Source organism: Caballeronia sp. GAWG1-1 (genome assembly GCF_023631465.1).
Classification (GTDB): Bacteria; Pseudomonadota; Gammaproteobacteria; order Burkholderiales; family Burkholderiaceae; genus Caballeronia.
This window is the reverse complement of the sequence record NZ_JALQDB010000038.1, coordinates 19,397-45,345: the sequence shown is the minus strand read 5'-3', so window position 1 is coordinate 45,345 and position 25,949 is coordinate 19,397. Positions and strand designations below refer to the sequence as shown.

Sequence of the window (25,949 nt, the reverse complement as noted above, 5' to 3'; positions counted from 1 at the left end):
ATGGCACGGCACGTCGTGTCATACCGCGAGCAACGGTGTTGTTATGATTGCGTCGTCGCGAGGCAACGTTATGCGACGACGCCCCTCGTCCTCGAGTTCCCTGATGCTCACGCACCATCTATCGTTTTTCAAGCGCCCTTGGTGGGGTGTCATGGCGCTGACTTTCGCGGCGTTCATCTTCAACACCACCGAATTCGTGCCCGTCGGTTTGCTTACCGCAATTGGTAACAGCCTCGACATGCGTCCGACCGACGTCGGCGTGGTGATGACCATTTACGCATGGACGGTGTCCGTCGCGTCATTACCGTTGACTTTGTTCGTCCGCGAAGTAGAACGCCGCACCCTGCTGATGCGCGTCTTTATCGTGTTCATACTCAGTCATATCGTGACTGGACTAGCGCCGAACTTCGAGATATTCGTACTGGGTAGAATCGGCATTGCGTTTGCGCATGCCGTCTTTTGGTCGATCTCCATCCCGCTCGTCGTGCGCCTGGTTCCACCGGACGGAGAGCGCCGTGCACTCGCGATGATATCGATCGGAACATCGGTCGCCATGGTGGCCGGTGTCCCCATCGGACGAGAGATAGGCGATACCTTCGGATGGCGCGCGACCTTCCAGATCATCGCAGGCGCGGCGGTGCTCGGCATGGGCGCGTTATGGTTGACGTTGCCAAAACTCGATAGCCAGGGTTCAGGTTCGTTGAACAGTCTGCCAAAGCTCCTCAAGACACCCGTGCTGGTTGCGCTCTTCGCGGTGACGGTTCTTACGGTCTGCGCGCACTTCACTTCCTACACTTATCTCGAACCGTTTGCTCGCGCCGTGACAGGCGCGAGCAATATCGAAGTGACATTTCTGCTGGTGCTGTTCGGTGCTGCGGGCGTTCCGGCCGCGGTCTGCTTCAGTCGCTTTTACGCCAACCGCCCGCGCCGGTTCCTGTTGTGGACCTTGTGTGCCCTTGCCGCTTGCTTGCTGTTGCTTTGGCCTTGCGGACAGTACGTCGGCACGCTGTCGATGCTCTTGCTGTTCTGGGGCGTGGCGATCATCTGCTTCGGGCTTGCCATGCAGGCACACGTGCTGCGACTGGCTCCGGATGCGGCGGACATAGCCATCTCGATGTTTTCCGCTCTGTACAATATAGGCATCGGAGCCGGCGCGCTGGTCGGAAGGTTCGTCGCTCGCGATGTCGGGCTAGCCTGGATCGGAATGTTCGGCGCAGCGGTCGCCGTGCTTGGCGCGGTAGTGTGTTGGCTCGCGTTCTTGGCGGCACGTCGTGGCACGCGGCGCGCTGCGCCCCTTTTGACTCACTAGCGAGCCGCGTGGTCGGGCGTGGTTGGTCGGATGTCATCCGACCCGTGTCGACTTTCGTGAACCGCACGTCTTGCAAGAGCATCGAATACTCGAGGCCGGTGAGTGTTCCTTGCGACAAAGAAATCGAATAGGCGCGCTCCCGCGCGTGCATCTGAGTAACTGGCTTCGATCGTCGTTCTTGCGCGCCTGCGTCGCACGAATCGTCGGGACGAAACAGCATTGGAAGTCGCAAACAAAGAGGCTATTAGCAGCACATGGATATCTTTTATCACGCGCCAAGTTTCGAGCAGAACGTCAAGAACGGGCTGGTTGGTTCGATTGGCTCCAGCAGCGCCAAACTGGTAACGCTCTCCCAGCGGCTGCCCAAGCGGATCTGGGTCTTCAAGACGCCAAGAGGTTTGAAGGGCTCTATTCAGTTGCTCGCGTCACTGCTCGTTTGCGATGAACCCAGCGTCGCGGTGCAGTCCGACCAACCGCACATGGTCTTCTACGACGTGTTTTCGCCTGAATCCGTGATTTTTACGGAGTCAGGGACGCCCGAGCGCATCGAAGAAGTCTCGGGGTACTTCCAATACCGGTGGCATGCCGCCTTCAGCGCCAGTTTTAGAGGCGACGTGGGACTGCAGGCCATGGAAGCCGATGTCGTGCGAGGACTGGAGGCACTGGTTTCCGGTTGGGAAAGAGTACAGATGCTCGAACGTGTGAAGAACGTCGATAGCGTTCGGCCTATCAATCCCTTCGCGCCGCGCTGAACAGTCGGAAGCCAGCCGTTACGCTTGGTGTAACCGAATACGCCGTGCGACAAAGCACACGGCACATCCGTGATGGTGGTCGTGGCGCGGCGGCCGCCGGCGTCCGCCTTCAGCCGCCCCGTCTATTCTTCTCCTAACCCGAACAGTGCATTCTGCGCCGGGGTGATTCCGCAAGAAGCGCAAACGCTGCAGTATGGCTTCAAGCCGCTGCAGACCGGTTCCGAGCCAAACAAGTGCTCGCCGGGACGCGGCACCATAACCACTCCTTGTTCGGGATACACCATGACCGCGATTCCTGTCATTCGATACCAGTCCGAGAATATCGATGGGCTCAACGTGTTCTACAGAGAAGCGGGGCCTTCTGAAGCCCCCGTGGTGCTGCTGTTGCACGGCTTTCCCACGTCCTCGCATATGTTCCGCAATCTCATTCCCATCCTGGCCGAAAAGTATCACGTAGTCGCGCCCGATTACCCGGGCTTCGGTCAGAGCGATGCGCCCGATCACACCGTCTTCAAGTACGGCTTTCAGCATTACGCTGAAATCGTCGATGCGTTGCTCAAGCGTCTTGGCATCGACCGCTTTGCAATGTACGTGATGGACTACGGCGCGCCGGTGGGATACCGCCTCGCGCTCATGGACCCGGCGCGGGTGACGGGGCTCATCGTTCAGAACGGCAACGCGTATGTCGAAGGGCTGCGTGAATTCTGGAACCCGATCAAAGCGTATTGGGCAGACAATTCGGTCAAGAATCGCGAAGCGCTGCACAGTCTCGTGACGCTGGACACGACCATCTTTCAATACACGGACGGCGTTTCGGATGTATCGAGAATCAGCCCGGATAACTGGATTCACGATCAGGCGCTGCTCGACCGGCCCGGCAACCGCGAAATCCAGATGGACCTCTTTCTGGACTATGGGACGAACGTGCCGCTCTATCCTGAGTTTCAGGCGTTCTTCCGTGAGCATCGGCCGCCGACCATCATCATGTGGGGCAAGAACGACAAGATCTTCCCGGAAGAAGGCGCGCATCCTTATCTGCGGGATCTTCCGGATGCGCAAATACACATTCTCGACACGGGACACTTCGCGCTGGAAGACAAGCTCGACGAGATGGCGCCACTCTTGATCGATTTTCTCGATCGCTCGCTCGTGCGATCGAAGAAGTAGTAAGCGGGCAGATACCGCAAAGCGCGACGTGACCGCCGCAACCATCGTCCGTCGCGCGCTTGGTACCGAAAGTGTCCCATTCAAAATGTCGACGCTGCGTATAGGACGTCCGCAATAACTTCGCTCGCGCAGCAACGGTCGGAATCGGTCTCACTCGTGTAGACTGCGCCGTGATCTCGACAGATCGGCTGCCTCGACGCGGCTTATCCTGCTGGGTCCGGCGTGTGTCGATGTCCGCGTTCGACGCGACCATCGACGCTAGATGGTCTCGAACAACCGGTAGCAGGCCGGAACGATTGCTCGATCGAGCCGCCAGCGCAAGAACAAATAAAAAAAGGGCATCTCTGGAACACCCCCTGACTGAAGCGCAAGTCCAATCTTCGAATAATGATTGGATATGCGAAGCCGCATGTGACGACGTAATCGACGTCTCGACGAATTCCCGATCCGGCGAATTCGATACTGCGACAAGCGCCCTCGCCGTCAATGGCTGGTGTGTCGTGCCAGATTTTCTGACACAGCCTCAGACACAGGCATTGGCTACCGAATGCATGGCGATGTATGCAGCCCAGTTGCTGACACCCGCCCGTGTGGGTGCCAAACGCGCGGCCACGCTCTTGCGCGGCGACAGTACGCGCTGGTTCCAGCCCGATGCGTTGAGTCCGCGGCAGCAGACGTTCGCCGATCGCATCGAAGCGCTGCAATTGGCGCTCAACCGTGAACTGTTTCTAGGCCTGGTCGATAGCGAATCACACTACGCGGTGTATCGGCCAGGTACCGGATACACACGTCATCTCGATTGCCTGCGCAATAACGACAGCCGCGTGATTTCCGCCGTGTTCTATCTCAACGAAGCGTGGCAGGACGTCGAAGGCGGCGCACTGCGGCTCTACCTTGCCGATCAGACACATCACGACGTCTTTCCACGCGCCGGGACGCTGCTGTTGTTTCTCTCGGCACAATTCGAACACGAGGTACTGCCCGCGACGCGCGATCGCTTGAGCATCGCGTGCTGGATGAGGCAACGAGTGTGACGCTGGCGGCACGCAAGCCACGTTCATACGTTCGCTGGCGGCCGCATGACTGAACGAACGATAGCGAGCGGCCCGGGCCCTCGCTATCGTTGTCCTGCTTCTACGCTTTTACGCTTCGTGACTGAGCGCGGCAGGCGGAATCGGGCCGCGCACGAGCAACCAATAGCCTATCACCGCAACAGCGGCAACGCCCGCTCCCACGAACAGCGCGGGCTGGAACGAATGCGTCTTTTGCACGATGAAGCCCGTGACCACCGGCGCCAGCGCCCCGCCGAAGTAGCCGCCGAAGTTCTGCATCGCGCCGATCGACGCGGTGCAGTTGGCGGGCGCGGCAACGGACGCCGTCGCCCAGGCTGCACTGCTCGATACATACAGAAGCAACATCGAGATGGAGATGAACACGACGGCCAGCGTCGCGCTGTGCGTGAGGCCCGTTAGAATCGTGAAGACGCAGACACCGAAAAGCGATGCGGCCATCGGGTATTTCCTGCTGTTGACCGCCGATACGCCACGCCGCGCGAGCACGTCGCAGATCTTTCCGCCGGACAAACTACCCACCACGCCGAAGAGATACGGAACGGCCGCCACCCATCCCGACTTCGAGATGGTGAGATGAAATTCCATTTGCAGGTACGTCGGCAGCCATGCGTTGTAAAGCCACAAGACGTAGATCGTGCCGAAGAAACCCAGCAGCATGCCCCACGTCGTTCCGAACTCCAACAGACGGCGCCACTCGCGCCATGTCGGACGGGTCTGCACTTCGCCATCGACGTCGGTCAGATAGGCGCGCTCCCGATGCGTCAGGTCGACCTGACGCGGGTCGCGATGCACGAGGTAGAAGCACAGCGCCACGACGAGGCCCGCGATACCCATGATGCCGAACATCCATCGCCATCCGACAGTCAACATGACGACCGTGAGCAAGGGCGCCGATATGGCGGTGCCGAGCGTCGACGAGCTGTTCCAGATGCCCGTGGCGGCACCGCGCTCTTTCTTGCCGAACCAGTCACGAACGACTTTGGCGCTCGTCGGAAACTGCGGCGCCTCGCCTATGCCGAGCACCATGCGCGCCGTGAAGAACTGAGCGAAACTGGTCACGACGCCGCCGAACGCTTGCGCTATCGACCACATCGCAAGGCTTACAGAAAGCATGACACGCGCACCGAAGCGATCGACCAGCGCACCCGCCGGGAGTTGCGCAAAGGCATAAGCCCATAGAAACGCCGACAGCAACAACCCCATTTCCCCGACCGAAAGGCCGAGATCCTGCCGGATGAGCGGATTCGCAATGGACAGCGTCGCGCGGTCGATGTAATTGATGACTCCGCTCAGGAGCAGCAAAGCAAGTGCGGTACGCTGAATTCGCCGCACTCTCGGTGAAGCCTGGTCATTCGATGCCATGCTCTCAGCATCGCCAAGGTCGGATTCCGGGACATGCGGCGCCGTGGTGGATTGCTCCATGTATCTGTCTCCTGGATGTTTGGTTTTATCAGCGAAGCCGTTTTTTAGATCCGAACGCGAGCAATACTGCATTGGACTGACGCACGATAGCTCCGCCTTAATTAGAAATCCAATCAATTTGCGCGTGATGTGGCCCGGGGAAAACCCGCGTTCTGCCTTGGATCGAGGCGTGCATGTAACGGCAGCCGCCACATGGTTACCGCGCGCGCGCCGTAGTTGTGGCAGCAACGGCGTTGCCACCAGACTGAAATTGGTCTATATTTAGTCTCGTTCAACCTGTAGAACGGAGTATCCGATGCACATTGCCGATCATGTGAAGCCGATCAGCTATTTAAAGAGCGAAGCGGCACAAATCGTCAAGGACCTTGCCGAGTCGGGCGAGCCGCTAATCATCACGCAGAACGGCGAAGCAAAGCTCGTGGTGCAGGATGTGCGAACTTACGAAGCCGCCCAGCAGACACTCGCCATGTTGAAGATTCTGGCAATCGGTCAAAAGCAGATCGAACGCGAGGATTATGTCGAAGGCGATGCATTCTTTTCGGAACTCGAGGGATTGGACCGCGAGGAAAGGCTTCGTTGATGCCGGCGCTGTTGAAGTACCGGGTGTTGCCGACAGCCCGAATCGGCATTGAGGAACTGAGAAGTTATATCGTCCGTACTTTCGGCTGGGAAACGTGGCGTCAGACCTCTGCGCACTTGCAGGAGACGATCACGCAAATCCGCCAGTTCCCCGAGAGCGGCCATATTCCGGTTGAACTCGAAGGTTTCGTCGACGACACTTTCCGGCAAGTCATTTCCGGCAAGAACCGAATTGTCTATCAGGTGCGCGAAGGCGTTCTGTACATCCATCTCGTCTGCGACACGCGACGCGATCTGCAAGCGCTCCTTCAGCGAATCGTGCTGCGGCTGATCTGAACCTAGTGGTACCGCACGTCCAAGGACGTGCGCGCGCCACTTAATTGCCGGCATCGTCCGTGGATGAAGCCTCGTCCTTCGTTTCCTCGTGCTTCATATGCGGCTTCTTTCCGGGCTGCGGCGCGTGTTCCGCGTCCGGCGCGATGTCTTCGCCGTGATGTTTCTTTTCCTGCTGCACTTTTTTGTCGTGCGCGACGTTACGGGGATCGGTCATGGATTATCTCAACGGTTGGTTCGACTTGGCCGCTCAAGTTCGCGACACCGAAAAGGCAGCGCAGATTCCGGGCCAGCTACCGGCGCGAAGCTTGGCGACGCGTTCCGTCGAGCTGCCAGTTCGCATCGAGAAATTTGCCCGCGGTTGGCGAATCGAGCGCACAGTCGCCGAAGCACTTCGAATCCGCGCCGATGTGAGCCACGGCCGTGTCCGGCTCAGCGCGTGGTCAGCGTCTTCGCATTGGCATGCGCCGGCATGTCGTTGCCGCGCACGGCTCTCATCCGCGCATCCTGCCTTAGGCCCCAGATCCATGTCACAGCGAGACAGGGCAGGAGCGAAGCGATCGAATAGCCGACGCCCGCAAGCGGGTTGCCGGTCAGATTGACGAGCGCGAGGCTGATCAAAGGCAGAAACCCGCCGAACACCACGTTGCCGAGTTGTTGTGCAAGGCCGAACCCGGTCGTGCGGCTCTGCGGAGGAAAACACTCGGCGACGAACGCAGGCAGTGGCGCCATGATCATCGCGGTCAGCACGGCGAGGACGGCGATCAGCAGCGAGACGGAGATCCACTGGGACGACGCCGCGCTGGCCCTGATGCCCGCAAACGCCGGATAGACAGCCGCGATCCACATGACGATGCCGATCAGCATCACGCGCGCGCGCCCGATGAGATCCGACAATCGGCCGAACACCGGATAGAGCGGCGCGGCGATCAAGATGCCGGCGCCGAGACACACGTTGGCCTGTGTCGGTTCGACTTTGAGGACGTTCTGCAAGAAATAAAGCATGTAGACGATCGAGGTGTACAGCGACACCGAGGTGCCGCCTTGCGCGCCGAACATCGCCACCAGAATGGCTTTCCAGGACGTTCTGCTCGACAGTGTCTCCTGCAAGGGCCGCTTCGACAGCCGGCCTGCGTCGCGCATCTCCGTGAATACCGGCGTCTCCGTCATGCCGAGCCGTATCCACGTGGCGACGGCCACGATCGGCGCGGAGATCAAAAACGGCGCCCGCCATCCCCACGATTCGAAGCTGGCCGTATCGAGCGAAAGCTTCAGGGCCGAGACAACGACGAGCGCAAGTAGCAAACCGATGCTCGCCGTGCTCTGCAAGACGCTGGTCGCCATGCCCTTCCGGCCTTCCGGGGCATGCTCCATGACGTACACGACAGCCGAACCATACTCGCCGCCGAGCGCAACGCCCTGCACGATGCGCAATGTGAGCAGCGCGATGGGCGCGGCAATGCCAGCAGATGCATAGGTAGGCAAACAACCGATGCCGACGGTGGCAATTCCCATGATCGCGAGCGTGATGACGAAGGTCTTCTTGCGGCCAATGCGGTCGGCCATCGGACTGAAGATCACGGTGCCCAGCGGGCGGGCCACATACGCGATGCCGAACGTGGCAACGCCGGCCAGCGCCGCGACGGACTTGTCCGTGGAAGGAAGGAACAGATGCGTGAGCGTCGCCGTCAGCGCGACGTAGACGAAGAAGTCGTAATACTCGAGCATCGTTCCGAGACTGGATGTCACGATTATGCGCAACATGCCGGGCCGACCATGCACCTTGCCTGATTCTTTGTTCATGTGTGTCTCCTCCAGTTGGTCATGTCAGGCGGCGCCGCCTTCGCCGCGCGGCGCCTTTCGTCGGGCCTGCTGCTCGATGAATGCCGACACCGCCTGCTTGTGCTCGTTTCCGCACAGCAAGATGGCCTGCATGTTCGCCGCCAATTCGAGCGCGGCGGGCAACGTACAGTGCGACGACTCGCGCACCAGCTTCTTCGACATACGCAGCGCGAGCGGCGGACCGCCGGCAATGCGCCGCGCAAGCGCAAGCGCTTCGCTATCCAGCATGTCGTCGGGATAGACGTTCGTGACGATACCGAGCCGCCTGGCCTCGTCGGCATCGATGAATTCGCTGGTCAGCGTTAGTTCGAGCGCCTTCGCAGGTCCCACGATGCGTGACAGAAACCACGCGCCGCCGATACCGGAAACCAGGCCCAGTCGAAGGAAGCTCTCGGCGAAGACCGCGCGCGCGCCGGCGACCCGGATATCGCACATCAGCGCCAGGTCGCAGCCTGCGCCGACCGCCGCGCCGTTCACCGCGCAGATCGACGGCACCTCCATTTCGCCGAGCGCGCGCGTGATCCGGTGCAGACTCGTACGCAGGCGTTCACGCACTTGCTCGACGCCGCCGTCCATTAGATCCTTGCCGCTGTGCATGTCCTTGACGTTTCCGCCCGTGCAGAAATGCTTCGACGACGATCGCAGCAGCAGGCAGTGCACATCGGCCCTGCGATCGACGGTTTCGAGCACGTCCGATAACGCTTCGGTCATTGCCACCGTGAGGGCGTTGCCATTCGCGGCGCCATCGAGCGTGACGTTCATCACGCCTTCGTCGACTGTGTAGCGCACGAGCGGCGCATCGCCGCGTTCCATGTCCTGCATGGTCTGTCTCCTGAGGTAAATGCGTTCTTGTCCGACGCCGCGCGCCTACGTCGTACCGGCATGCGCCGCGCTCGCGCGTATCACGCCGGCGTTCAGCAACGCGGCGATTTCCTCTTCCTCGATGCCGTAAAACCCCAGCATGTCGAGCGTATGCTGACCCGTCGTCGGAGCGGGCGTCTCGTCGGGCGGGGCTGAATCGGATGGCCCGAGCGCGAAGCCGTGGCTCTGCATACGGCCCGCGACCGGATGCTCGACCGTGCGGGCAATGCAGCTCTCGCGATACTCCGTCGTCTCGATGACCTCGCGATACGTGGTGACGGGCGCGCAGAGAATATCTCTAGCCGAGAGCAGGTCGATCCACTCGCCCGTGCTCCGCCGGGCGAAATGCGCGTCCAGAATCGTGTGAAGTTCGGCACGGTGACGCACGCGGGCGTCGTTGGTGGCGAAACGCGTATCCGCTTCGAGGCCGGGCGCATCGAGCAACTCGCACAACGCACTCCAGCGGCCGGGATGGTAGGCCACGACCATCATCCATCCGTCGCGGGTGCGGAAGGCTTCGTTTGGGCACGCATACGGCGCCGCGCTGCCGACTTTCTCCGGGTCCGCTCCCGATGCAAAGAACGCCGCGAAGCTGATCTGCTGCAGCATCAGCGTTGCGTTGTAGAGGCTCACGTCCAGGTGTTGCCCCGTTCCGTTCAAGCGCGCCGTATGCAACGCGCCCAGCACGGCGATCGTGGCGAGATAGCCGCCCATCATGTCGGCTACCGGCACCGGCACTTTCAGCGGATCGCCGTGCGCCGTCCCGAGCGTGCTCATGAGTCCGCTCACGGCCTGTATCACGCCATCGACGCCGGGCCGCTTCGTGTTCTCGCCGCGTTGACCGAATGCCGAGATCGAGCAATAGACGAGTTTCGGATTGGCGGCGCGCAGCGCCTCGTAGTCGAGGCCCAGCGACGCCATGACGCCCGGCCGAAAATTCTCGACGAGCACGTCCGCGCGGCGCGCCATGGTCGCGACGGTCCGCCGCCCGGCGTCGGTCTTGAGATCGATGGCAAGGCTGAACTTGCCGCGATTGACGCTCATGAACGTCGGGCTCACGCCGTTCTGCCACGGCGGCCCTATCTGCCTGCCGATTTCACCGCCAGGCGGCTCGATCTTGACGACGTGCGCGCCGAGGTCGGCGAGCGTCATCGAACAGACCGGTCCCGCCAGGACATGCGAAAAGTCGAGGACGCGCACGCCTTTCAAGCTATCTCGAATCATTGTCGTGGTCCTGTCTCCGGGTCCGACGTTGCGTCGAACCATGGCGCAGATTAGAGCCGCGCCATCACCGGAACAATCGACTTTTTCGAAACGAGGCTTTGAGTTTTTGTTAAGAGGTGCCGCTAGTCTGGACGAGCGAGATCAACCAGTCGCGGAAGGTCGTCAAGGCTGCGGAAGGACGGCGCGTGGCGGCCCACGCGAAGTAATAGGTATACGCGCCACGGTCGAGCTCGAAGCGAAATGGCGCGACCAACTGGCCGCTGTCGAGTTCGGCCCGGACCAGCGCTTTTTGCGCGATTGCCACGCCATGACCTTCGATTGCGGCCTGATACGCCAGCAGTGAGGTTTCATAGCGCATTTCGCGACGGCGCCCATCGATCGGGAAGCCCGCCGCCTTCATCCACAGCGCCCAGTCGTCGGCGCGCGCGAGCGAATGCAGGAGCGTCTCGCCCTGCAACCTGCCGCGCGCGCGGGTCTTGCGCGATGGCGCGGCGACGGGCACGAGTTCATTGGGAATGAGCCTTTGTGCGGAAAGACCGGGCCACTTGCCGTCGCCGAGTTGGATGCCGCCGTCTATATCCTCACGCTCGAAATTGAGCGGTGCCGACGACGTGGTGAGTTGGACATCGACGTCCTCATGCTGGCGATGAAAACTGGCAAGCCGCGGTATGAGCCAGCGCACCGCGAACGTCGCGGGGCATCGAATCTTGAGCACCTGCGAGCGCCGCCCTGCCCCGCGGATACTGTCGGTTGCCTGGCGCAGTCCTTCGAAAAGCGGCATGAGTTCGGCGAGATAGCGCGCGCCCGCCGAAGTCAGTTCGAGCCTGCCCCTGACGCGCTCGAACATTTCCACGCCAAGAAACCCTTCCAGCGCTTTTACTTGCCGGCTGACGGCCGCCGGTGTCACGGCGAGTTCGTTCGCCGCTTTCGATACGCTCAGAAGACGTCCGGTAGCTTCGAAAGCGCGTATCGAATTTAGAGAAGGCAGCAGCGCGGGACGGTCCATGAACTTCTGCGTGATTTACGGAGGTTCTAATACTGACGTAAAAGCGCGGCTAATGCACTCCGTCTGCGGCGGTCTTCAAGTGGCTAATGCAACCTCGTTTTAACTTCTTGATGATGTAATCGGGATATTCGTCGCGCCGGATCAACACGATATCAATAACTCGTCGTCTTCTTTGGATTGCACGCCTCAAGCAGCGGCGATCTATAGCTAGCTTTTATTTGGTGATAACCGTCTCACGGCATACGCGTTCCATGCCGACTCCTCGAAAGCGAGTCGCCACGCTTCTTATGTTCGGGAGATTGGCAGCCGGTTGGGTACGTCGTTTGCGCCAAGGCTCCTGCAAGACGACACTAAACACTTTCCTGGAGTTAAAGATGGCAACGACGGACTCGAATCGCGCTGGCGAAAAGAACCTGACCACCCCGACCGACCTCGGCAACGACGCCCGCACGGAGGTATCCGCAGGATTGACCCAACTTCTCGCGGACGTCTTCTCCTTGTTCGTCAAAACGAAGAACTTCCATTGGCATGTAAGCGGCCCGCACTTTCGCGATTACCACCTTTTGCTCGACGATCAAGCCGCCTTGGTCTTCGCAATGATCGATCCGGTCGGAGAACGCGCTCGTAAGCTGGGCGGAACGACCTTGCGCTCGATTGGGCAAATCGCCTCGCTCAAACGACTAGGTGACAACGATGAGGCGTTCGTCGCGCCCGAAGCGATGCTGGATGAATTGCGCCAAGATAACGAACTGCTGATCAAATTCATGCGTGAACTCCACGAACTTTGCGACGACAAGGATGACGTGGCAACGGCGAGCCTGCTCGAGAACTGGATCGATCAGACCGAAGAACGGGTGTGGTTTCTCTTCGAAACGACTCGTCATACGCGCTGAGTTCTCCGGTAAAAGCACGGTCGCACGGTGCGACAGGGCATGGACGCGACCGTTAGCCTGTTTCCGCCTGGCTTCGTTCACTTATCTGGATGGGTTGCAAGCTCGCTCATGTGAGCCAGCATATCGGCGGGGTCGACAAATACGTGCAAGGCCCCTGCCCGCTGCAGCTCGGCCTCGCCCACACCGCCCGACTGCAGCCCTATTCCGTAGGCATGGCAACGGCGCGCGCCAAGCAAGTCCCAAGTGCTGTCTCCGACGACATAGCTGTATTCGATTGCAACACCTAGCTGCTTGGCTGCGGCCATGAACACATCCGGCTCCGGCTTGCCATGCTCGACTTCGCTGCTGGTTGCAACTACGGCCGTTTTGGCATCGATGCCCAGCTTTTCGAGGTTTGCCGCAGTTGCTTCCGGGCTTCCGCTGGTTGCGATGGCCCACGGTATATCGGCCTTGGTCAAGGCAGCAAGCAACGCCTGCGCGCCCGGCAGAGGCAATATCTGCGGCGACAGTTCCTTCAACAGTTCGCCCTGCCGACGCTTTACGCGATCAATGCAGTCCGCCGACGTTTCGCCAGCGATCTCCCGAAAAATCTGCGCTGCGAACAGTTCGCTACTCATCCCGATTTTTCGATGGATTCTCGATCCAGGCAGCGCAAGGCCCTCGCTCGCAAGCGCTTCGGTCCAGGCGGAGACGTGTTGGTAGACGCTGTCGACGAGCGTTCCATCGAGATCGAAGATAAAGGCCGTTTTCATCGTTTATTCCTGAAGCATGCCGGTTGACTGAAAAGCTACTTGGATATGCGAACGCGTGACGGGCTGCGCCTCTCCTTCCTTCCTGTCGAGATCCGACATGACCCGCGCACGCGGGCGGGCGCTTGCAGTTTGCCGATGTTGACTAGCGTCGGAGTGTGAGTTGAGCCGTTTTCCCGGATGCTAGATGTTCGGCATCCTTAGGTCCAACCCCAAAGGCTCACGCTTGCCAGGGGTCTTCCCTAACGCTGCGCACGATGGATGCCTGAGCATGCGTCACAACTGCTATCCACTCCGATTTGCTTGGTGCGCCGCTAAAAAAGCGGCATTCATTCGCCTTGAGGTTGCGCATGACGGTCGCTTTCACTGACAATCACCAAGCCACTCGTTCGGGACGCGGCCGGGCCGTCGATCGAAAAGTTATTCAGGAGATCGAGGTTTGACCCCAGAATACACACTGCCGCGATAGCGTCCGGCATACCGCCTTCAATAAGACTGTTCGAGCAGACTGATCTCGTCGAGGAATGACATGGCCCCGAATTCGCAGCGAACACCGGCGTCGGTATCGTCGAAGCTGGTTGCACAACGTCTGCGCAAGCAACAGGAGCTGGCAGTTGCGTTTGGCGCCACGGCTTTCGGGTTGCTTCACTTCCCTAAGGTGCTCGACGAGGCATGCCGGGTCCTGTCCGAGGGAATGAATGCGCAGCATACAAAAGTGCTGCGCTACGTCGCCTCAAATCACACGCTCATCATGACGGCGGGTATTGGATGGGACGACGAGGATTGGCTCATTCCAGTGGAAGCAGAAGCGAGTAATCCTGCTGGCGCGGCGTTCCTCACGCGCCGCATCGTCGTAAGCGGCGACATCGACGTGGACAAGCGATTTAACGTTCCTCCAATCATGGCCCGGCATGGACTCAAAAGCGCGATCAATGTCCCGATTCAAGGTATGGGAGAGCCGTTCGGCATTCTCGAGGTGGATAGCACGCATAGCCATGCCTTTGCCGACGTCGACGCGGTGTTCATTTCGGCTATCGCCAACATCATTTCCTTCTGCCGGGAACAGAGCCTGGCCGAGGACGGACTCGGCGCGGCACAACGCTTTTCGCCTCAACTCGTGGGTGCGAGTTCCGACTGCGTGTTGCTCGTGACGACGGACGGAAAAATCGAATTTGCCAACGAAGCCTGCCAATCCGCATTTGCATTCGAGGAAGGCTACAACCTCGTCGGGGCTGCTCACACCGCGTTATGGCACGACGATGACCAAGCACGCATTGCACAGGCCGTTCGCGCAGCCATTGCAGGGAAGTCCACGCGCGTCGATGGGCGCAGCGCGTCTGCCATCATCGGTGACGAGCAGTCGTGGGATGTATCCATTTCCCCCGTGCTCAATGAGCACGGCGCCATTACCGGCGCGTTGATGGTGCTGCGGAACATCACGGAATGGCGCTCGCATGAAGACGCGCTCGTCAAGATGGTCTCATCGCAGGAAGCCAGGCTGGAAGACTCGGCTCTGGCAATCAAGGAAGTGCATCATCGCGTCCGCAATAGTCTCCAGTTGGTGCAGACTCTTCTCTCGCTGCAGGCAAGTTTGGCAGCAGACGCAACCGTCAAGCATCAGCTCCAGGCAGCGGCCACGCGAGTGGATTGCATTGGATCGGTACATGAGCGTTTGTATTCGACGGATAACGCCTTGAAAACCGATGCGCAGGATTACCTAAGCGGCGTGGTCGATCACATAGCCGAATTAGACCCAGGCAGATCGATCTCGGTCGATGCGAGAGGCGTCTCGTTGAGCGAGACGCAGATGACCACATTGGGACTCGTCGTGGCTGAAATGACGATGAACGCGTTGAAGTACGGTCGTGGGCATATCCATGTGGGTCTGACGGACGAGACGGGTTATCTGACGTTAGTGGTCGAGGATGAAGGCAACGGATTTCCAGAGAATTTTCCTACGCCTAGCGGGACCGGTCTCGGAATCCGCTTGATTCAGAGGTTCAGTGGCGCGTCTGGAGGCAGCGTCCGGGTCGACAGATCGGTTTCGTTTAGTCGACTGGTTGTAACGTTCACCAAGAGGTGATGGGCGACAGGCCAGCGATGGATCGAGAGCGCAACGCTGCTCTTAGCGATGGTGTGAAATTCCTCATCGGCCGTCGATTGTCACAGCGAACGCGGGATGCTACATCAGCGCGCCGCCTACGACGCTCGCAGCAGCGCCGTGGTCCCTGACCTGCTAGCTTGCATGCCATGACAACGCAATTGTCCGAGCTTTCCTGACGTGCATTGTTTGGTCGCGCACAGAGTCCTGAACCCGCACGCGTAATATTCCGTAAGCATCTATTTAGCGCGGAGCCGATTGGACGAATGCCGTATTGCGGATTCGGTCCACTACGCGCGTCGAGATTCAATAAAACAAAGCGAGCATGCCCGCGGTCCACCGACTGTGAGTGTACGTGCGCGTATAAAGATTTCACCGGGGGTGTCGCTGTTTCATGACACGTCACTAAACTAAAAGAACTCATTCTGACCAAATGCAATCGTCAATTCTTGCCAAGCCTCCCAATGCGGACGAGACAAGACTTTCTGCGCCAGATAAGTCCATTAACGAATCGACACCCCGTGGATTGGCAGGTAAAGATCGACAAAGCTCCAAGCCGTCCGCTTTGCCAGAAAGAAAAGCGAAATCGGAAAGCGCCGCCCTCGCTCCTCGATCAGTCTTTCATGAACCGTGGTGGCTCGATATTGCAACCGATGGCAATTGGCGGTCAGCCAAAGTCCGGCGCGGCGACGAAATTGTCGGCGAGATGCCGTACTCGCTAAGCCGCAAAGGACTCTGGCGCACCTCGCAAATGCCACCGCTCACACGGACGCTCGGACCGGCTTTCAAGATCAATGAAACCGATAAGACGCGCGCGATGCTGGATCGCATCAGCATCACGGAAGAACTGATCGGGCAGATTCCCGACGTCCACAGCTTCTATCAGATCTTCGACCCGCGCGTGGAAGATGCCCTTGCGTTCGGCCTGAATGGCTTTACCGTGTCGACGCGATACACGTTGCAGTTCTCCGCCGATCGCTCCATCGAGGAACTCTGGAAAGGTCTGCATTACAAGACTCGCAATATGATTCGTACCGGTCAGAAGTTCGTGACCGTGAAGCCACTCGAACCTGCGCAATTCAACCGGTTCTACGAAAGCAACCTCGAAGCACGCAGTCGTTCGAATGTCTATGGATCGAGCGTGATGCAACGGCTCGTCGATGCATTCGTCGAGCGCGGCGCGGGATATCTGCTTGGCGCCTTCGACGCGACCGGCGCGCTCGTCGCCGCGATAGGCGTCACCTTCGACAATCATGCCGCGTATTACATGCTGTCTTCGCGCACGCGGGATGCTCATGGCGGTGCGATCAGCGTGCTCGTCTGGCAGGCTATCGAAGACGCCATGAAACGACAGTTGACCTTCGACTTCGACGGCATTCCCAACGCAAGCACGTTCCGCTTTCTTAGCGGGTTCAAACCCGTGCTCAAGCCACGCATCGTGATCGAGCGGCATAGTCCCGTCTGGTCGATGGCCAAGGCAGGCCGCCGTCTGATTCGCCCGAGAAAATCGGACTGGTTCGTCTCGACGGTTTGATTGAACGCTAGGGGTGCGCTCGAGCATTTCATAGAGAACGGGGTCTGTGTTTTCCGCAAGGAAGCACATGGCAGCGGTAAATCCAAAATAACAAATCGGCCAACGTTATGCAGCGACTGAACGGCAATGCAACACGCCAGCAGACTGGCATCAGCATCATCAGCGATCCGGAAAACTTTCTTGCACTCCGCGACGAATGGAACTCGCTATGGTCCCGTATAGGCGGACATCATTACCAGTCATTCGACGTTTGCTGGCTCTGCTGGACGCGAGTAGCCAAGCCGCGTGGCGGTAGCTTGCATTGCATCGTATATCGGGAGCGCGGAGAACTCGTGCTCGTCTGGCCTCTGGTGCGCCGCCGACGCTCGCTCTGGACGATCCTCGAGCCGCTGGCATCGGGAACGGCCGACCATACGAGCATCCTCGCATCGACCGGATCGGAAGCGGCTATCGAAGCTGCGTGGCAGGCCGCCAGCAAGGGAAGCCGCATCGATCTGTTTTCTATTCCCTACGTGAGCAAAGGCACGCGGCTCGACCGTCTTGCGTCGGGGCACGGCGGTCTCGTCGTAGCCAGACAGGACACCTCGGCCCTGGCGCTCCTGCGCCGGGAACCCGACTGGACGGCGTACTGCAAGACGCTCTCAACGTTGTCGAAGAAGAAGCCCGGCGCGCTGGAGCGCCGCTTCATGAAAGAGGGTGCGCTTGAAATCAAGGTGCTCGACGCTCGGGATGTGAGCGAGCATCGCAAATGGGTGGATTGGATGCTCGCGCAAAAGCGGCAATGGGCCGAACGAAACGGCAAGGATGGCCCGTGGCTGCAATCGGAGGGATACCGCGACTATCTGGTCGATCTGCTCGATGGAAGCCGTGGGAAGTCGTTGGCATTGATGTTCGTGATGACCCTCGACAATGCACCGGTGTGCGCCAACATGGTCGGACTGGCGCTGACTTGCGCAAGTGGTCTGATCGCGGGTTTCGATCCGAGCTTCGCCAAGTTCTCGCCCGGCGCCATCATGATGGAGCGCTGCGTCAAGTGGGCATGGGAGAACCAGATGGATCTCGATTTCGGCGTCGGATCGGAACCCTTCAAGGCTTACTGGAGTCGCGGCAACGTTCTTCAGAACACGAGTTTCGAACTCGCGCTCTCCCCGTGGGGACGAGTCGCTTTCCTTGCGAAAGATTGCTTGAAGAAGCTGGCCGAGTGGAAGGCGTCGCGAGCGAATGGCAGCGAGGTGCAAGGATCGGTTCAGCCAGCCGATGCCGACATGGCAAAGTTTCCGTCCTCGCTGCCGGGGAAAAGCGTTGCAGGTCTCACGCGCTCGCGAATGAGTGCGCAGTGAGCTAGCGCGATGGCGCTACTCGCTCACCGGCTGCGAGCGCGCAGCGCTCGTCAGTGCTCGCAAAATTCTCTCAGCGCCGCGACGAGCAATTCGGGTTGTTCCTCGGCGAGAAAATGTCCGCACTTGGGCAGCGAACCGCCGCGCACGTTGTCGGCGACGGCGCTCATTCGGCTGACCATGTGCGGGCCCCAACGCTTCTCGCCGCCCAACGCGAGAACCGGGACGCTTGCCGGCAACCGCGCCGCCGCGCGGTTATCCATGACATCCTGAGGGAATTGCCGATACATCTCCATCGCCGCCCGGAACGCGCCGGGATGCGTATAGGCACGCACATATTCGTCCATGTCGCGCGCCGATATGGCAGCGGGGTTATCGGTTCGATCGTTGATGAATGCGCTGATATAAATGCGCTCACGGCCACCGCAAATCAGGGCTTCCGGCAGGAATGGCTTCTGATGAAACGAGAAGTGAAAGAGCAAAGGGCTCGATGCGATCTCATCCCAATCGCCGATGCCCGGAATGGACGCGTCGAGCACGGTGAGCGAACGCACGGGAAACTGCCATGCGAAGGCGTAAGCGACCATCGCGCCGATATCGTGACCGACGACATGGGGCGGCTCGTCGCCGAATTTCCTCACCAGACCGAAGAGGTCTGCCGCGAGTTGCTTTTTCGTGTAGCCCGCTTCCGTCTTGTCCGAGAAGCCCACGCCTCGAAGATCAGGGACGATCAAAGTAAAGTCTTCGCCGAGCGGCAGGAGCACGCGGCTCCATTCCCACCAGTTCTGCGGGAAGCCATGGATCAGAAGCATGATTGGCGCTGTACCAATGGGCCTTCCGCCGGTCACGTAGTGCAGTTTCACGTCTCCGACAATGTCTGCGTCATGCCGGAACCCGTCGGGGAGAACGTCTGGGGAGAATTGTCCTTCTGAAAACATCTGCATACTCCGGATCGAGTTATTGCATCAATTGAGAAGCGAACGCTTAAGCCTTAGCCAATTGCCGCGCCGATGATTTCCGCAAGCTGCGCGGGTTGCGAGAAGAATGGTGAGTGGCTGGTCTCGATGGTCACGACCTCGGCGCCCGGCACGTCGGCTTGCATACGCCGTTGTTGCGCGATTGGAAGAGCGAGGTCCTTCGTACATTCGATGAAGACTCGCGGAATCGATCCATAACGCTCCTTCGTCGTGTCGATTCGCGCAGCGTAAGGCGCCGTGGCATTGATGCGGGCAACGTTGGCCGCGGCCACGGCCACGTCTCGATCGCTGCAATCACCATAGAACGACGACCGCACTTTGCGGACGTCATCGACGTTCAACGCGACGCCCTTGCCATCCGGCGTTGCATTCACAATCTCGAAGAGCGCTTTTACCGAAGGATCGTTCGTATAGCCTTCAGATAGAAGGTAATCATTCGCCGATTTACCCGGCGGCGTCATGAACGCGGCAAGGTAGATGAGCTTGCTGATCTTCTCCGGATATTTCTCGGCAAGATAAGTGAGCGACACGCCGCCCATGCTATGTCCGAGCAACACGACAGGCTCGTGCGCGCTTTCGAGCAACGCGGCAACGGACGCCGTGTAGTCGGCCATGTCTTCGACTTGATCGTAGGTTGCGGGATCGAATCCGTGCGATTTCAAGTCCGGGTGGATGACGGAGTGTCCGCGCGCTGCAAGCAACGTGGCCACCTTCTGAAAACAACCGCCCCAATGCCATGCGCCGTGTATCAACACGATGGTTTGCTTCATATGCGCGCTCCTGGGAATGTATTTAATCGCGAGTGATGTCGATGCACGCTGGTCTACAAACGATTCATATGCATCCCGGCGTCGAGCTCGAAGGCGCTTCCCGTCGAGAAGGCGAACGTTCCGATGGCAAGCGTCGCGACCGCGCGTCCGATGTCGTCGGGCGTGCCCCATCGGCGAATCGGCGTAAGTCCATCACGTATGCGTTCGTCGAAACTGGCCGCCGAAACCGACGTCATGTCGGTGCGAATGATGCCGGGACGAATCTCGTGAACGGCGATGCCATGCTCGGCAAGACGCGTGGCGAAGAGCTTGACCATCATCGAGACGCCCGCTTTGGAGATGCAATATTCGCCACGGTTGATGCTGACGGTTTCCGCGCTCGTCGATGAAATGCACACGATGGATCGATACAAACTCGAATCAGGCTCATCCAGCATTCGACGCGCAATCCGCTGCGTCAGAAAGAAGGGACCGCGCAGGTTGATGTCGAGATTGCGATCGTAGCTTTCGACCGAGACATCGAGCAGGTCACCGCGCGAAAGCACGGACACGCCAGCGTTATTGACGAGCGTGTCGATGCGTCCGAACGCGGACCACGCGCGTTCAGCGAGGTCGTCCTGCTCGTTCAGCTCGGCGATATCGCCCAGCGCCATCGCCCATTTGCGGCCTCTTGCTTCGACTCCCGCGATGGTTTCCCGCATGGCGTCGTCATCGCACAGATCGTTGATGACGATGTCGAATCCGGCATCCGCGAGATGCCAGACAATGCCTCGGCCAATGCCTCTTCGACCGCCTGTGACCATCGCGACTGGCGCGTTACGCTTCATGCAATCTCCCTGGCTGGTTCATGTTGTTCGTCGACCATCGGTTTCGAATGCTAATCTCGTCCGGTGCTTCGAACCTATCGATCGGATAAAGACAATGTCAGACATCGACGTCAAGCTGCTCACCGTCTTCGCGGAGACCTACAAGACGGGCAGCGTCTCGCAGACGGCAGTCAACCTCGGTCTCTCGCAACCGACCATCTCGTTCAATCTTTCAAAGCTGCGCGAGCACTATCGCGATCCACTCTTCGTGCGTTTCCCTCATGGGATGGAACCCACGCCATTTGCCACCGACCTCTACGGACGAGTGCTCGACCTGCTTGCGTCGTTCGAGGTCGTCTCGAAGTACCAGACCCAATTCGACCCCGCACTGGCCAATCGCGACTTTCATGTGGCATTGACCGACGTTGCACAGAACGTGTTGCTGCCTCGCTGGCTCAACCGGCTGCGTTCGATTGCGCCCGAGGTCAAACTGACGATAAGTCATATCGCCGACGAAACGGCTGGCTTGATGCAGACTGGCGAAGTCGAACTTGCTATCGGCTACATGCCTCAACTCAACGAAGGCTTCTATCAACAGAGGCTGATGGAAGAAACGTATATCGGCATCATCGCTGCGGATCATCCAAGACTCAGCAGCCGGCCGAGTGTCGCCGAGTTCTTGGCGGAAGGACACATCGCGGTTACGCCATCGGGCACGGGTCACTCCATTCTCAACCGTGTCTTGCGCGAGATGCGTCTCACGCGAAGGGTCATGCTCGAAGTACCCAGTTACCTCGGCGTTGCTGAAATTGCGGCTCGCACCGATCTCGTCGCGATGATCCCATCACGACTTGCCGTACTCATGCTCAAGGAAAAATCGATTCGATCGTTCGCATTGCCGTTCGATCTTTCGGCTTATGTGGTGAAACAGCATTGGCATTCGCGTAACCATCACGACGCGGGGCATCGATGGCTGCGTTCCGTCGTGGCAGATCTCTTTCTCGAAGATTCGACGTCATCGTAACCTTGAGTCGAGTATCGGCAGATAGTGAAGTGGTGTCCATAAAGCCCGCTTGATAAGCCTTATCCAATCCATCGATAGGCGCGCAACGGACAGTGCGCTATCTTTGAAGAACGAACTGCCGCACGGCATCGGCGAATTCCGCAGGTCTTTCTTCCGGCACGTAATGACCGCAATCGTCGATAAGCCTCTCCGTCACGTTCGATGCCACGCGACGCAACGTGTGGGCCGATGCCGGTCCGTATCCCCATTGCGCGCCGATGGCGAGGCACGGCGTCTGAAGCGGCGAACGTCCCCAGACCGCGTTGTCCTTTCTATCGAGCGGTAGCGTGCGGTAATAGCTGAAGGAACAGCGCAAAGCGCCGGGTCGCGCCAATGCGCGCGCATAGACTTCAATGTCGTCGCGGCTGATCGAGTCGGCATCGAACACGCCGACCGTCTCCCGATGCACGAAGTGATCGACGAACAGAAACTCGCGGCCGCTCACGAGCGACTCTGAAATATCCCCGGCCATGTTGAAACCAAAATGCCAGCTACCGCCGCGCGAAACGTCCATGGCCTCTTCTTGCCCGAATGCCGGAAGACTGCTCTCGACGAAGACGAAGTGGCTGACCGCTTCCGGCCACTGAGCGGCATATGCATAGGCCACGTGCCCGCCGAGATCGTGCCCGACGATAGCCACTTGCCTCACGCCGAGCGCTTCGACCAGATCATGCAATCTGCGAGCGATGGTCTTCTTGTCGAAACCGGACTCGGGCTTCGAGGAATCGCCGAAGCCCGGAAGATCCGGCGCGATGACATCGAAGTCACGGCTCAACAGCGGCATGACGCGCCGCCATGCCCATGAGGTTTGCGGCCATCCGTGCAGCAAGAGCAGCGTCGGCCTGCCGTCGGGTGTTCCGCCACGCCGGTAGGCCAGCCGAGCATCATGCAGGCGATGGGAGCACAGCGACGTGTTGTCATCGGTCATGGTGAGGCTCCTGCCTACCGCTCAGGCTCTGCGCGGACGCACGCAGATCGTCCAGTGGCGTCGAAGAGATGATCTCCAGAACCGGGACACCGGAGAAGTCCACGTCGTTGAGAGCCTTGAGGATCTCGTCGAAGCGCACCGAGCCCAAACCCACGCGGTCGTGGCGCCATTGACTGCGTGTGCCGTCGGACAGGTGCAACTGGCCAAGGCGTGCCGCGCATTGCCTGACTGCATCGGCCTGATCTTCTCCGACGAACTCGGCGTTGGACACGTCATAGGCGATCAGCAGCCTCTCGTGCGGCAGAGCATCGAAAAAGGCGAGCATCGCGGCGGTCGTGGGAATAGGCGTTTGCGGATGAAGCTCGACGTAAAGCTTCTGATCGAGACGTTCCGCCACGCGCAGAAGCTGCTCCAGGCTATCGCGCAGCAGAAGCTCGGTGTCCTTTTTCGGCGGAGGAAAGAGCGAAGACACCCTGCCCGGCACGACGACGATTGCCCCGCAGCCCAAGTCCGAAGCGAGTTGCATCGTGTCGATGTAGAGATCGAGGGAGTATTGCCTGAACGGCTCGACCCGGCTTACCAGATTCAGATCGAGCGCAGGCAGGTTCAAAGATTCGATCCGAAGGCCTTCGCTTCGCAGCGTACCGGCAAGACTCGATCTATCGGCAGTGGATAGTTCATCCGGCCAAAGATGACCGGGTACGACCAACGCATCGAAGTCGTTCAGGCCGATCTCCTGCATCTTTCGCATGGCGCCAAGCGCCGTCTCTTCCCACATGAATGAGAAGGTGCTGCCTCCAAAGGATCGCGCGAGTTTTTGCATGCCTTCCTCAAGCCGAAGTTGGAATGAACTCAATTGTGAACGTGTTTCATTAAAGGAACAAGCAGTCTAGCTTGCTGCTCATGAGATTTGGCGTCATTTCTCTGGAAAAAATCACCTGATGCATGAACCAACTGGACAGCAGGCACTTCGGGAAAAACCCTCGTTTGTTTCCATACAAGAACTCATGGATAAAAATCGTTGACTTCCAATGGCTTAAACTTTAAACAGAGAGGATCGCTTCGATAAAGACGCAGCCTCGACATGTGCTCATTCGCGTTTCATGAGGACGATGAGAAGGTCATCGTCGACTGCATCGAATACATGCCTCGTCTGCTTGAGGCAGCGTCGCAACAATCACGACACTAGGAGACAGCGATGAGCAGTGCGGTGAAGCAATTGAACGTCCAGCAGTTCCTGGATACGAGGCCATTCAGCGGCTTTCATTGGAAGATCCTTTTGCTGGGTCTCGTCGTCCTGATTCTCGATGGCTTCGATGTGGTCGCGATGGGATTCATCGCACCCGCGCTCATCGCCGACTGGAAGATCAGCCGGGCCGCGCTCGGGCCAGTGTTGAGCATGGGACTATTCGGCCTCGCGATCGGCGCGCTGACGGGGGGTCCGTTGGCCGACCGCTTCGGCCGTCGCAAGGTCATCATCGCCGCGGTCGTCTTCTTCGGCGTGATGAGTCTCGCCTCGGCCTGGTCGCCGAACATCGAAGTGCTTTCGGTGATGCGTTTTCTGACTGGACTCGGCCTCGGCGCATCGCAGCCGAACGCCGCGACGCTTGCTTGCGAATATGCGCCGGAGAAGCATCGTTCGGTCATGGTAACGGTCATCTATTGCGGCTTCACGCTTGGCGCGGCGGGCGGCGGCTTCCTCTCAAGCTATCTCGTGCCGACTCACGGCTGGCATTCTATACTGGTCGTCGGCGGCATCGTGCCGCTTCTCTTCGCGGTTCTGCTGTTCTTCGTTTTGCCGGAATCCGCGAAGTTTTTAGCTCTGAAGCACGAGGGACGCACGGCGCTTGCGAAGATCATCAACGAAATTCAGCCCGGCACGGTAAACGGTTCGACCGGCTTCGTGACGCCCGAACGCGAACACGCCGGCAAGGGCGTGATTCGCCTCATCGTGTCGAAACCGCATACCACGGTCACGCTCGCGCTCTGGGTCGGGCTCTTCATGAACTTGATGACGGTCTACTTCCTGAACAGCTGGCTGCCGATTATCGTCAAGGACAACAACTTCTCGCTGGCTGACGCGGCGCTCGTCGGCGCGATGATGCAAGTGGGCGGCACGCTCGGGAACATCGTCATTGGCTGGGAGATGGATCGCTTCGATTCGCGCAAGGTCATGATCGCGACACTATTCGGGGCGCTCGTCTTCACGGTGGCGGTGTCGCAGATGAACGTCGGGCTAGCCGGTCTCATCACGCTCGTGTTCCTGCTCGGTTATTGCACGAACTCCACGAACACCGGCTGGACGGCGATGGACGCGAGCTACTACCCAACGGAGATTCGAGCGACAGGCACGAGCTGGATGACGGGCATCGGCCGCTTCGGTGCCATCTCCGGTGCGTCGGTCGGTGCGGTGCTTCTGAGCTTCAAGTGGAACTTCGGGCAGTTGTTCCTCTTCTTGACGGTGCCGATTGCAATCGCCATCGTCGCTGCGTATGTCCAAGGCCGCGGCCGGGGGAACGCAGCGCCGGTGTTGCGCGACGCCACCATGCATTGATGATGGGCTCTGCTGCTGGCCGAAGGCGCTGCATCGTCATCTCCAGATCGACAAGACGGATGCGGCCAGCAGCAAACCCATCGCAAGATTGACCACGCGCCAATGACGCGGCGTTCTAAGCAACCGTGCAAGCAATGCACCGAGCGCGCACCACAATACGAGCGACCCGCATGCCGCAACGCCGAAGGCCGCGCCGAGGAGAATCGCAAGCCGGTTGGGACTGTCCGCTGCTAGCGCGAAGGACGCCGCGGCGCCGACGGTCATCGCCCAGCTTTTCGGGTTGAGCCACAAGAGCAGCATGCCATTGATCAACGTGACCGGCCGCGCGGGACCGCTGTTCTCATTCGGCGGTCCGCTTCGGGCGACGCGCCATGCCAGCCACAACAAGTACGCGGAACCAAGCGCTTTCACGGCGGTTTGCAGCGCGGGCATCGCCAGCAAGATACCGGCAAGCCCGAGTGCGGCGAACGCGCCGAGCACGGCAAGACCGATGGCGATGCCGAGCATCAACGGGATCGAGCGCATGAAGCCGAAGCGCGCTCCAGACGCGGTGGCAAGCGTGGTGGCGCCGCCGGGCGTGATGGTCGCGACGACTGCGAAGAGAAAAAGCGGGAGGTTGAGCGGGGCCATGAACATGCGTGCGGGTATCGAGACTTGCACTCTACTGAT

General features: G+C 59.5%; 25 protein-coding genes. 12 read left to right on the top strand and 13 right to left on the bottom strand.

The features are described 5' to 3' along the window. Positions 1-103 precede the first annotated feature (103 nt). From NCT03_RS27975 to NCT03_RS27960, 4 genes are all read left to right on the top strand, one after another. A complete protein-coding gene (locus tag NCT03_RS27975) occupies positions 104-1,309 on the top strand; it encodes a sugar transporter (RefSeq protein WP_284503493.1) in 1,206 nt (401 codons plus the stop codon). 254 nt (positions 1,310-1,563) lie between these two features. Beyond that, positions 1,564-2,061 carry a hypothetical protein gene (locus NCT03_RS27970; RefSeq protein WP_250494719.1) on the top strand — a complete coding sequence of 166 codons (498 nt, stop codon included), beginning with the start codon at positions 1,564-1,566 and terminating at the stop codon, positions 2,059-2,061. Positions 2,062-2,343: 282 nt separating this feature from the next. Then, positions 2,344-3,228: an alpha/beta fold hydrolase gene (locus tag NCT03_RS27965; protein ID WP_250494718.1), complete on the top strand. Its 885-nt coding sequence runs from the start codon at positions 2,344-2,346 to the stop codon at positions 3,226-3,228. A 230-nt stretch (positions 3,229-3,458) separates the two neighbouring features. Next, positions 3,459-4,262 (top strand): 2OG-Fe(II) oxygenase, encoded by an 804-nt coding sequence (locus NCT03_RS27960; RefSeq protein WP_250494717.1) that lies wholly within the window; start codon positions 3,459-3,461, stop codon positions 4,260-4,262. Between the two features lie 108 nt (positions 4,263-4,370). Here NCT03_RS27960 and NCT03_RS27955 read toward each other — a convergent pair whose 3' ends face one another. Further along, the gene (locus NCT03_RS27955; protein WP_250468246.1) at positions 4,371-5,723 is read right to left on the bottom strand and encodes an MFS transporter; all 1,353 of its coding nucleotides are present in this window, start codon (positions 5,721-5,723) and stop codon (positions 4,371-4,373) included. A gap of 295 nt (positions 5,724-6,018) precedes the next feature. Between NCT03_RS27955 and NCT03_RS27950 the strand changes: the two genes are divergently transcribed. After that, a complete protein-coding gene (locus tag NCT03_RS27950; protein WP_250494716.1) occupies positions 6,019-6,303 on the top strand; it encodes a type II toxin-antitoxin system Phd/YefM family antitoxin in 285 nt (94 codons plus the stop codon). Continuing rightward, positions 6,303-6,638, top strand: coding sequence for a type II toxin-antitoxin system RelE/ParE family toxin (locus tag NCT03_RS27945; protein WP_250468245.1), 336 nt, complete (start codon positions 6,303-6,305; stop codon positions 6,636-6,638). The genes NCT03_RS27950 and NCT03_RS27945 overlap by 1 nt, the downstream gene beginning before the upstream one ends. A gap of 40 nt (positions 6,639-6,678) precedes the next feature. Here the strand turns inward: NCT03_RS27945 and NCT03_RS27940 are convergent, their stop codons facing one another. From NCT03_RS27940 to NCT03_RS27920, 5 genes are all read right to left on the bottom strand, one after another. Beyond that, a complete protein-coding gene (locus NCT03_RS27940; protein ID WP_250494715.1) occupies positions 6,679-6,852 on the bottom strand; it encodes a hypothetical protein in 174 nt (57 codons plus the stop codon). A 215-nt stretch (positions 6,853-7,067) separates the two neighbouring features. Beyond that, positions 7,068-8,438, bottom strand: a complete 1,371-nt coding sequence (locus NCT03_RS27935) for an MFS transporter (RefSeq protein ID WP_250494714.1) — start codon at positions 8,436-8,438, stop codon at positions 7,068-7,070. Between the two features lie 24 nt (positions 8,439-8,462). Continuing rightward, on the bottom strand, positions 8,463-9,299 hold the full coding sequence (locus tag NCT03_RS27930) for an enoyl-CoA hydratase-related protein (protein ID WP_250494713.1): 837 nt from the start codon (positions 9,297-9,299) through the stop codon (positions 8,463-8,465). 45 nt (positions 9,300-9,344) lie between these two features. After that, positions 9,345-10,562: a CaiB/BaiF CoA transferase family protein gene (locus tag NCT03_RS27925; protein ID WP_250468242.1), complete on the bottom strand. Its 1,218-nt coding sequence runs from the start codon at positions 10,560-10,562 to the stop codon at positions 9,345-9,347. Positions 10,563-10,671: 109 nt separating this feature from the next. Next, positions 10,672-11,568 (bottom strand): LysR substrate-binding domain-containing protein, encoded by an 897-nt coding sequence (locus NCT03_RS27920; protein ID WP_250494712.1) that lies wholly within the window; start codon positions 11,566-11,568, stop codon positions 10,672-10,674. 374 nt (positions 11,569-11,942) lie between these two features. Between NCT03_RS27920 and NCT03_RS27915 the strand changes: the two genes are divergently transcribed. Then, positions 11,943-12,461, top strand: a complete 519-nt coding sequence (locus tag NCT03_RS27915; protein WP_244830484.1) for a Dps family protein — start codon at positions 11,943-11,945, stop codon at positions 12,459-12,461. A 77-nt stretch (positions 12,462-12,538) separates the two neighbouring features. Here the strand turns inward: NCT03_RS27915 and NCT03_RS27910 are convergent, their stop codons facing one another. Continuing rightward, on the bottom strand, positions 12,539-13,213 hold the full coding sequence (locus tag NCT03_RS27910; RefSeq protein ID WP_250494711.1) for an HAD family hydrolase: 675 nt from the start codon (positions 13,211-13,213) through the stop codon (positions 12,539-12,541). Between the two features lie 526 nt (positions 13,214-13,739). On the opposite strand from NCT03_RS27910, the gene NCT03_RS27905 reads away from it, so the two are divergent. From NCT03_RS27905 to NCT03_RS27895, 3 genes are all read left to right on the top strand, one after another. Next, the gene (locus NCT03_RS27905) at positions 13,740-15,293 is read left to right on the top strand and encodes a sensor histidine kinase (protein ID WP_250494710.1); all 1,554 of its coding nucleotides are present in this window, start codon (positions 13,740-13,742) and stop codon (positions 15,291-15,293) included. A 769-nt stretch (positions 15,294-16,062) separates the two neighbouring features. Continuing rightward, entirely contained in the window at positions 16,063-16,845 is a 783-nt protein-coding gene (locus NCT03_RS27900; protein WP_250494709.1) for a GNAT family N-acetyltransferase, read from the top strand. A 107-nt stretch (positions 16,846-16,952) separates the two neighbouring features. Then, the gene (locus tag NCT03_RS27895; RefSeq protein WP_250494708.1) at positions 16,953-18,185 is read left to right on the top strand and encodes a GNAT family N-acetyltransferase; all 1,233 of its coding nucleotides are present in this window, start codon (positions 16,953-16,955) and stop codon (positions 18,183-18,185) included. Positions 18,186-18,235: 50 nt separating this feature from the next. Here NCT03_RS27895 and NCT03_RS27890 read toward each other — a convergent pair whose 3' ends face one another. The 3 genes from NCT03_RS27890 to NCT03_RS27880 all read right to left on the bottom strand — a co-directional run bounded on the left by NCT03_RS27890 (position 18,236) and on the right by NCT03_RS27880 (position 20,756). Beyond that, entirely contained in the window at positions 18,236-18,994 is a 759-nt protein-coding gene (locus NCT03_RS27890; protein ID WP_250494707.1) for an alpha/beta fold hydrolase, read from the bottom strand. A gap of 179 nt (positions 18,995-19,173) precedes the next feature. Further along, positions 19,174-19,929, bottom strand: a complete 756-nt coding sequence (locus tag NCT03_RS27885; RefSeq protein WP_250494706.1) for an alpha/beta fold hydrolase — start codon at positions 19,927-19,929, stop codon at positions 19,174-19,176. A 53-nt stretch (positions 19,930-19,982) separates the two neighbouring features. Continuing rightward, entirely contained in the window at positions 19,983-20,756 is a 774-nt protein-coding gene (locus tag NCT03_RS27880) for a 3-ketoacyl-ACP reductase (protein WP_250494705.1), read from the bottom strand. Positions 20,757-20,850: 94 nt separating this feature from the next. Here NCT03_RS27880 and NCT03_RS27875 point away from each other — a divergent pair, with 94 nt between their 5' ends. Beyond that, a complete protein-coding gene (locus NCT03_RS27875; protein ID WP_250468233.1) occupies positions 20,851-21,759 on the top strand; it encodes a LysR family transcriptional regulator in 909 nt (302 codons plus the stop codon). A 97-nt stretch (positions 21,760-21,856) separates the two neighbouring features. Here the strand turns inward: NCT03_RS27875 and NCT03_RS27870 are convergent, their stop codons facing one another. After that, positions 21,857-22,726, bottom strand: coding sequence for an alpha/beta fold hydrolase (locus NCT03_RS27870; protein WP_250494704.1), 870 nt, complete (start codon positions 22,724-22,726; stop codon positions 21,857-21,859). Next, positions 22,716-23,468, bottom strand: coding sequence for a sugar phosphate isomerase/epimerase family protein (locus tag NCT03_RS27865; RefSeq protein ID WP_250494777.1), 753 nt, complete (start codon positions 23,466-23,468; stop codon positions 22,716-22,718). The genes NCT03_RS27870 and NCT03_RS27865 overlap by 11 nt, the downstream gene beginning before the upstream one ends. Positions 23,469-23,924: 456 nt before the next feature. Here NCT03_RS27865 and NCT03_RS27860 point away from each other — a divergent pair, with 456 nt between their 5' ends. Continuing rightward, complete coding sequence (locus tag NCT03_RS27860) at positions 23,925-25,280, top strand: MFS transporter (protein ID WP_250494703.1); 1,356 nt, start codon at positions 23,925-23,927, stop codon at positions 25,278-25,280. Positions 25,281-25,316: 36 nt separating this feature from the next. Here NCT03_RS27860 and NCT03_RS27855 read toward each other — a convergent pair whose 3' ends face one another. After that, positions 25,317-25,910 carry a LysE family translocator gene (locus NCT03_RS27855; protein ID WP_250494702.1) on the bottom strand — a complete coding sequence of 198 codons (594 nt, stop codon included), beginning with the start codon at positions 25,908-25,910 and terminating at the stop codon, positions 25,317-25,319. Between the last annotated feature and the right edge of the window lie 39 nt (positions 25,911-25,949).

Coding starts and splice junctions, on each gene's coding strand:
- NCT03_RS27975 (WP_284503493.1), top strand. CDS start 104: ATGCTCACGCACCATCTATCGTTTTTCAAGCGCCCTTGGTGGGGTGTC.
- NCT03_RS27970 (WP_250494719.1), top strand. CDS start 1,564: ATGGATATCTTTTATCACGCGCCAAGTTTCGAGCAGAACGTCAAGAAC.
- NCT03_RS27965 (WP_250494718.1), top strand. CDS start 2,344: ATGACCGCGATTCCTGTCATTCGATACCAGTCCGAGAATATCGATGGG.
- NCT03_RS27960 (WP_250494717.1), top strand. CDS start 3,459: ATGTCCGCGTTCGACGCGACCATCGACGCTAGATGGTCTCGAACAACC.
- NCT03_RS27955 (WP_250468246.1), bottom strand. CDS start 5,723: ATGGAGCAATCCACCACGGCGCCGCATGTCCCGGAATCCGACCTTGGC.
- NCT03_RS27950 (WP_250494716.1), top strand. CDS start 6,019: ATGCACATTGCCGATCATGTGAAGCCGATCAGCTATTTAAAGAGCGAA.
- NCT03_RS27945 (WP_250468245.1), top strand. CDS start 6,303: ATGCCGGCGCTGTTGAAGTACCGGGTGTTGCCGACAGCCCGAATCGGC.
- NCT03_RS27940 (WP_250494715.1), bottom strand. CDS start 6,852: ATGACCGATCCCCGTAACGTCGCGCACGACAAAAAAGTGCAGCAGGAA.
- NCT03_RS27935 (WP_250494714.1), bottom strand. CDS start 8,438: ATGAACAAAGAATCAGGCAAGGTGCATGGTCGGCCCGGCATGTTGCGC.
- NCT03_RS27930 (WP_250494713.1), bottom strand. CDS start 9,299: ATGCAGGACATGGAACGCGGCGATGCGCCGCTCGTGCGCTACACAGTC.
- NCT03_RS27925 (WP_250468242.1), bottom strand. CDS start 10,562: ATGATTCGAGATAGCTTGAAAGGCGTGCGCGTCCTCGACTTTTCGCAT.
- NCT03_RS27920 (WP_250494712.1), bottom strand. CDS start 11,568: ATGGACCGTCCCGCGCTGCTGCCTTCTCTAAATTCGATACGCGCTTTC.
- NCT03_RS27915 (WP_244830484.1), top strand. CDS start 11,943: ATGGCAACGACGGACTCGAATCGCGCTGGCGAAAAGAACCTGACCACC.
- NCT03_RS27910 (WP_250494711.1), bottom strand. CDS start 13,213: ATGAAAACGGCCTTTATCTTCGATCTCGATGGAACGCTCGTCGACAGC.
- NCT03_RS27905 (WP_250494710.1), top strand. CDS start 13,740: ATGGCCCCGAATTCGCAGCGAACACCGGCGTCGGTATCGTCGAAGCTG.
- NCT03_RS27900 (WP_250494709.1), top strand. CDS start 16,063: ATGCCACCGCTCACACGGACGCTCGGACCGGCTTTCAAGATCAATGAA.
- NCT03_RS27895 (WP_250494708.1), top strand. CDS start 16,953: ATGCAGCGACTGAACGGCAATGCAACACGCCAGCAGACTGGCATCAGC.
- NCT03_RS27890 (WP_250494707.1), bottom strand. CDS start 18,994: ATGCTTCTGATCCATGGCTTCCCGCAGAACTGGTGGGAATGGAGCCGC.
- NCT03_RS27885 (WP_250494706.1), bottom strand. CDS start 19,929: ATGAAGCAAACCATCGTGTTGATACACGGCGCATGGCATTGGGGCGGT.
- NCT03_RS27880 (WP_250494705.1), bottom strand. CDS start 20,756: ATGAAGCGTAACGCGCCAGTCGCGATGGTCACAGGCGGTCGAAGAGGC.
- NCT03_RS27875 (WP_250468233.1), top strand. CDS start 20,851: ATGTCAGACATCGACGTCAAGCTGCTCACCGTCTTCGCGGAGACCTAC.
- NCT03_RS27870 (WP_250494704.1), bottom strand. CDS start 22,726: ATGACCGATGACAACACGTCGCTGTGCTCCCATCGCCTGCATGATGCT.
- NCT03_RS27865 (WP_250494777.1), bottom strand. CDS start 23,468: ATGCAGGAGATCGGCCTGAACGACTTCGATGCGTTGGTCGTACCCGGT.
- NCT03_RS27860 (WP_250494703.1), top strand. CDS start 23,925: ATGAGCAGTGCGGTGAAGCAATTGAACGTCCAGCAGTTCCTGGATACG.
- NCT03_RS27855 (WP_250494702.1), bottom strand. CDS start 25,910: ATGGCCCCGCTCAACCTCCCGCTTTTTCTCTTCGCAGTCGTCGCGACC.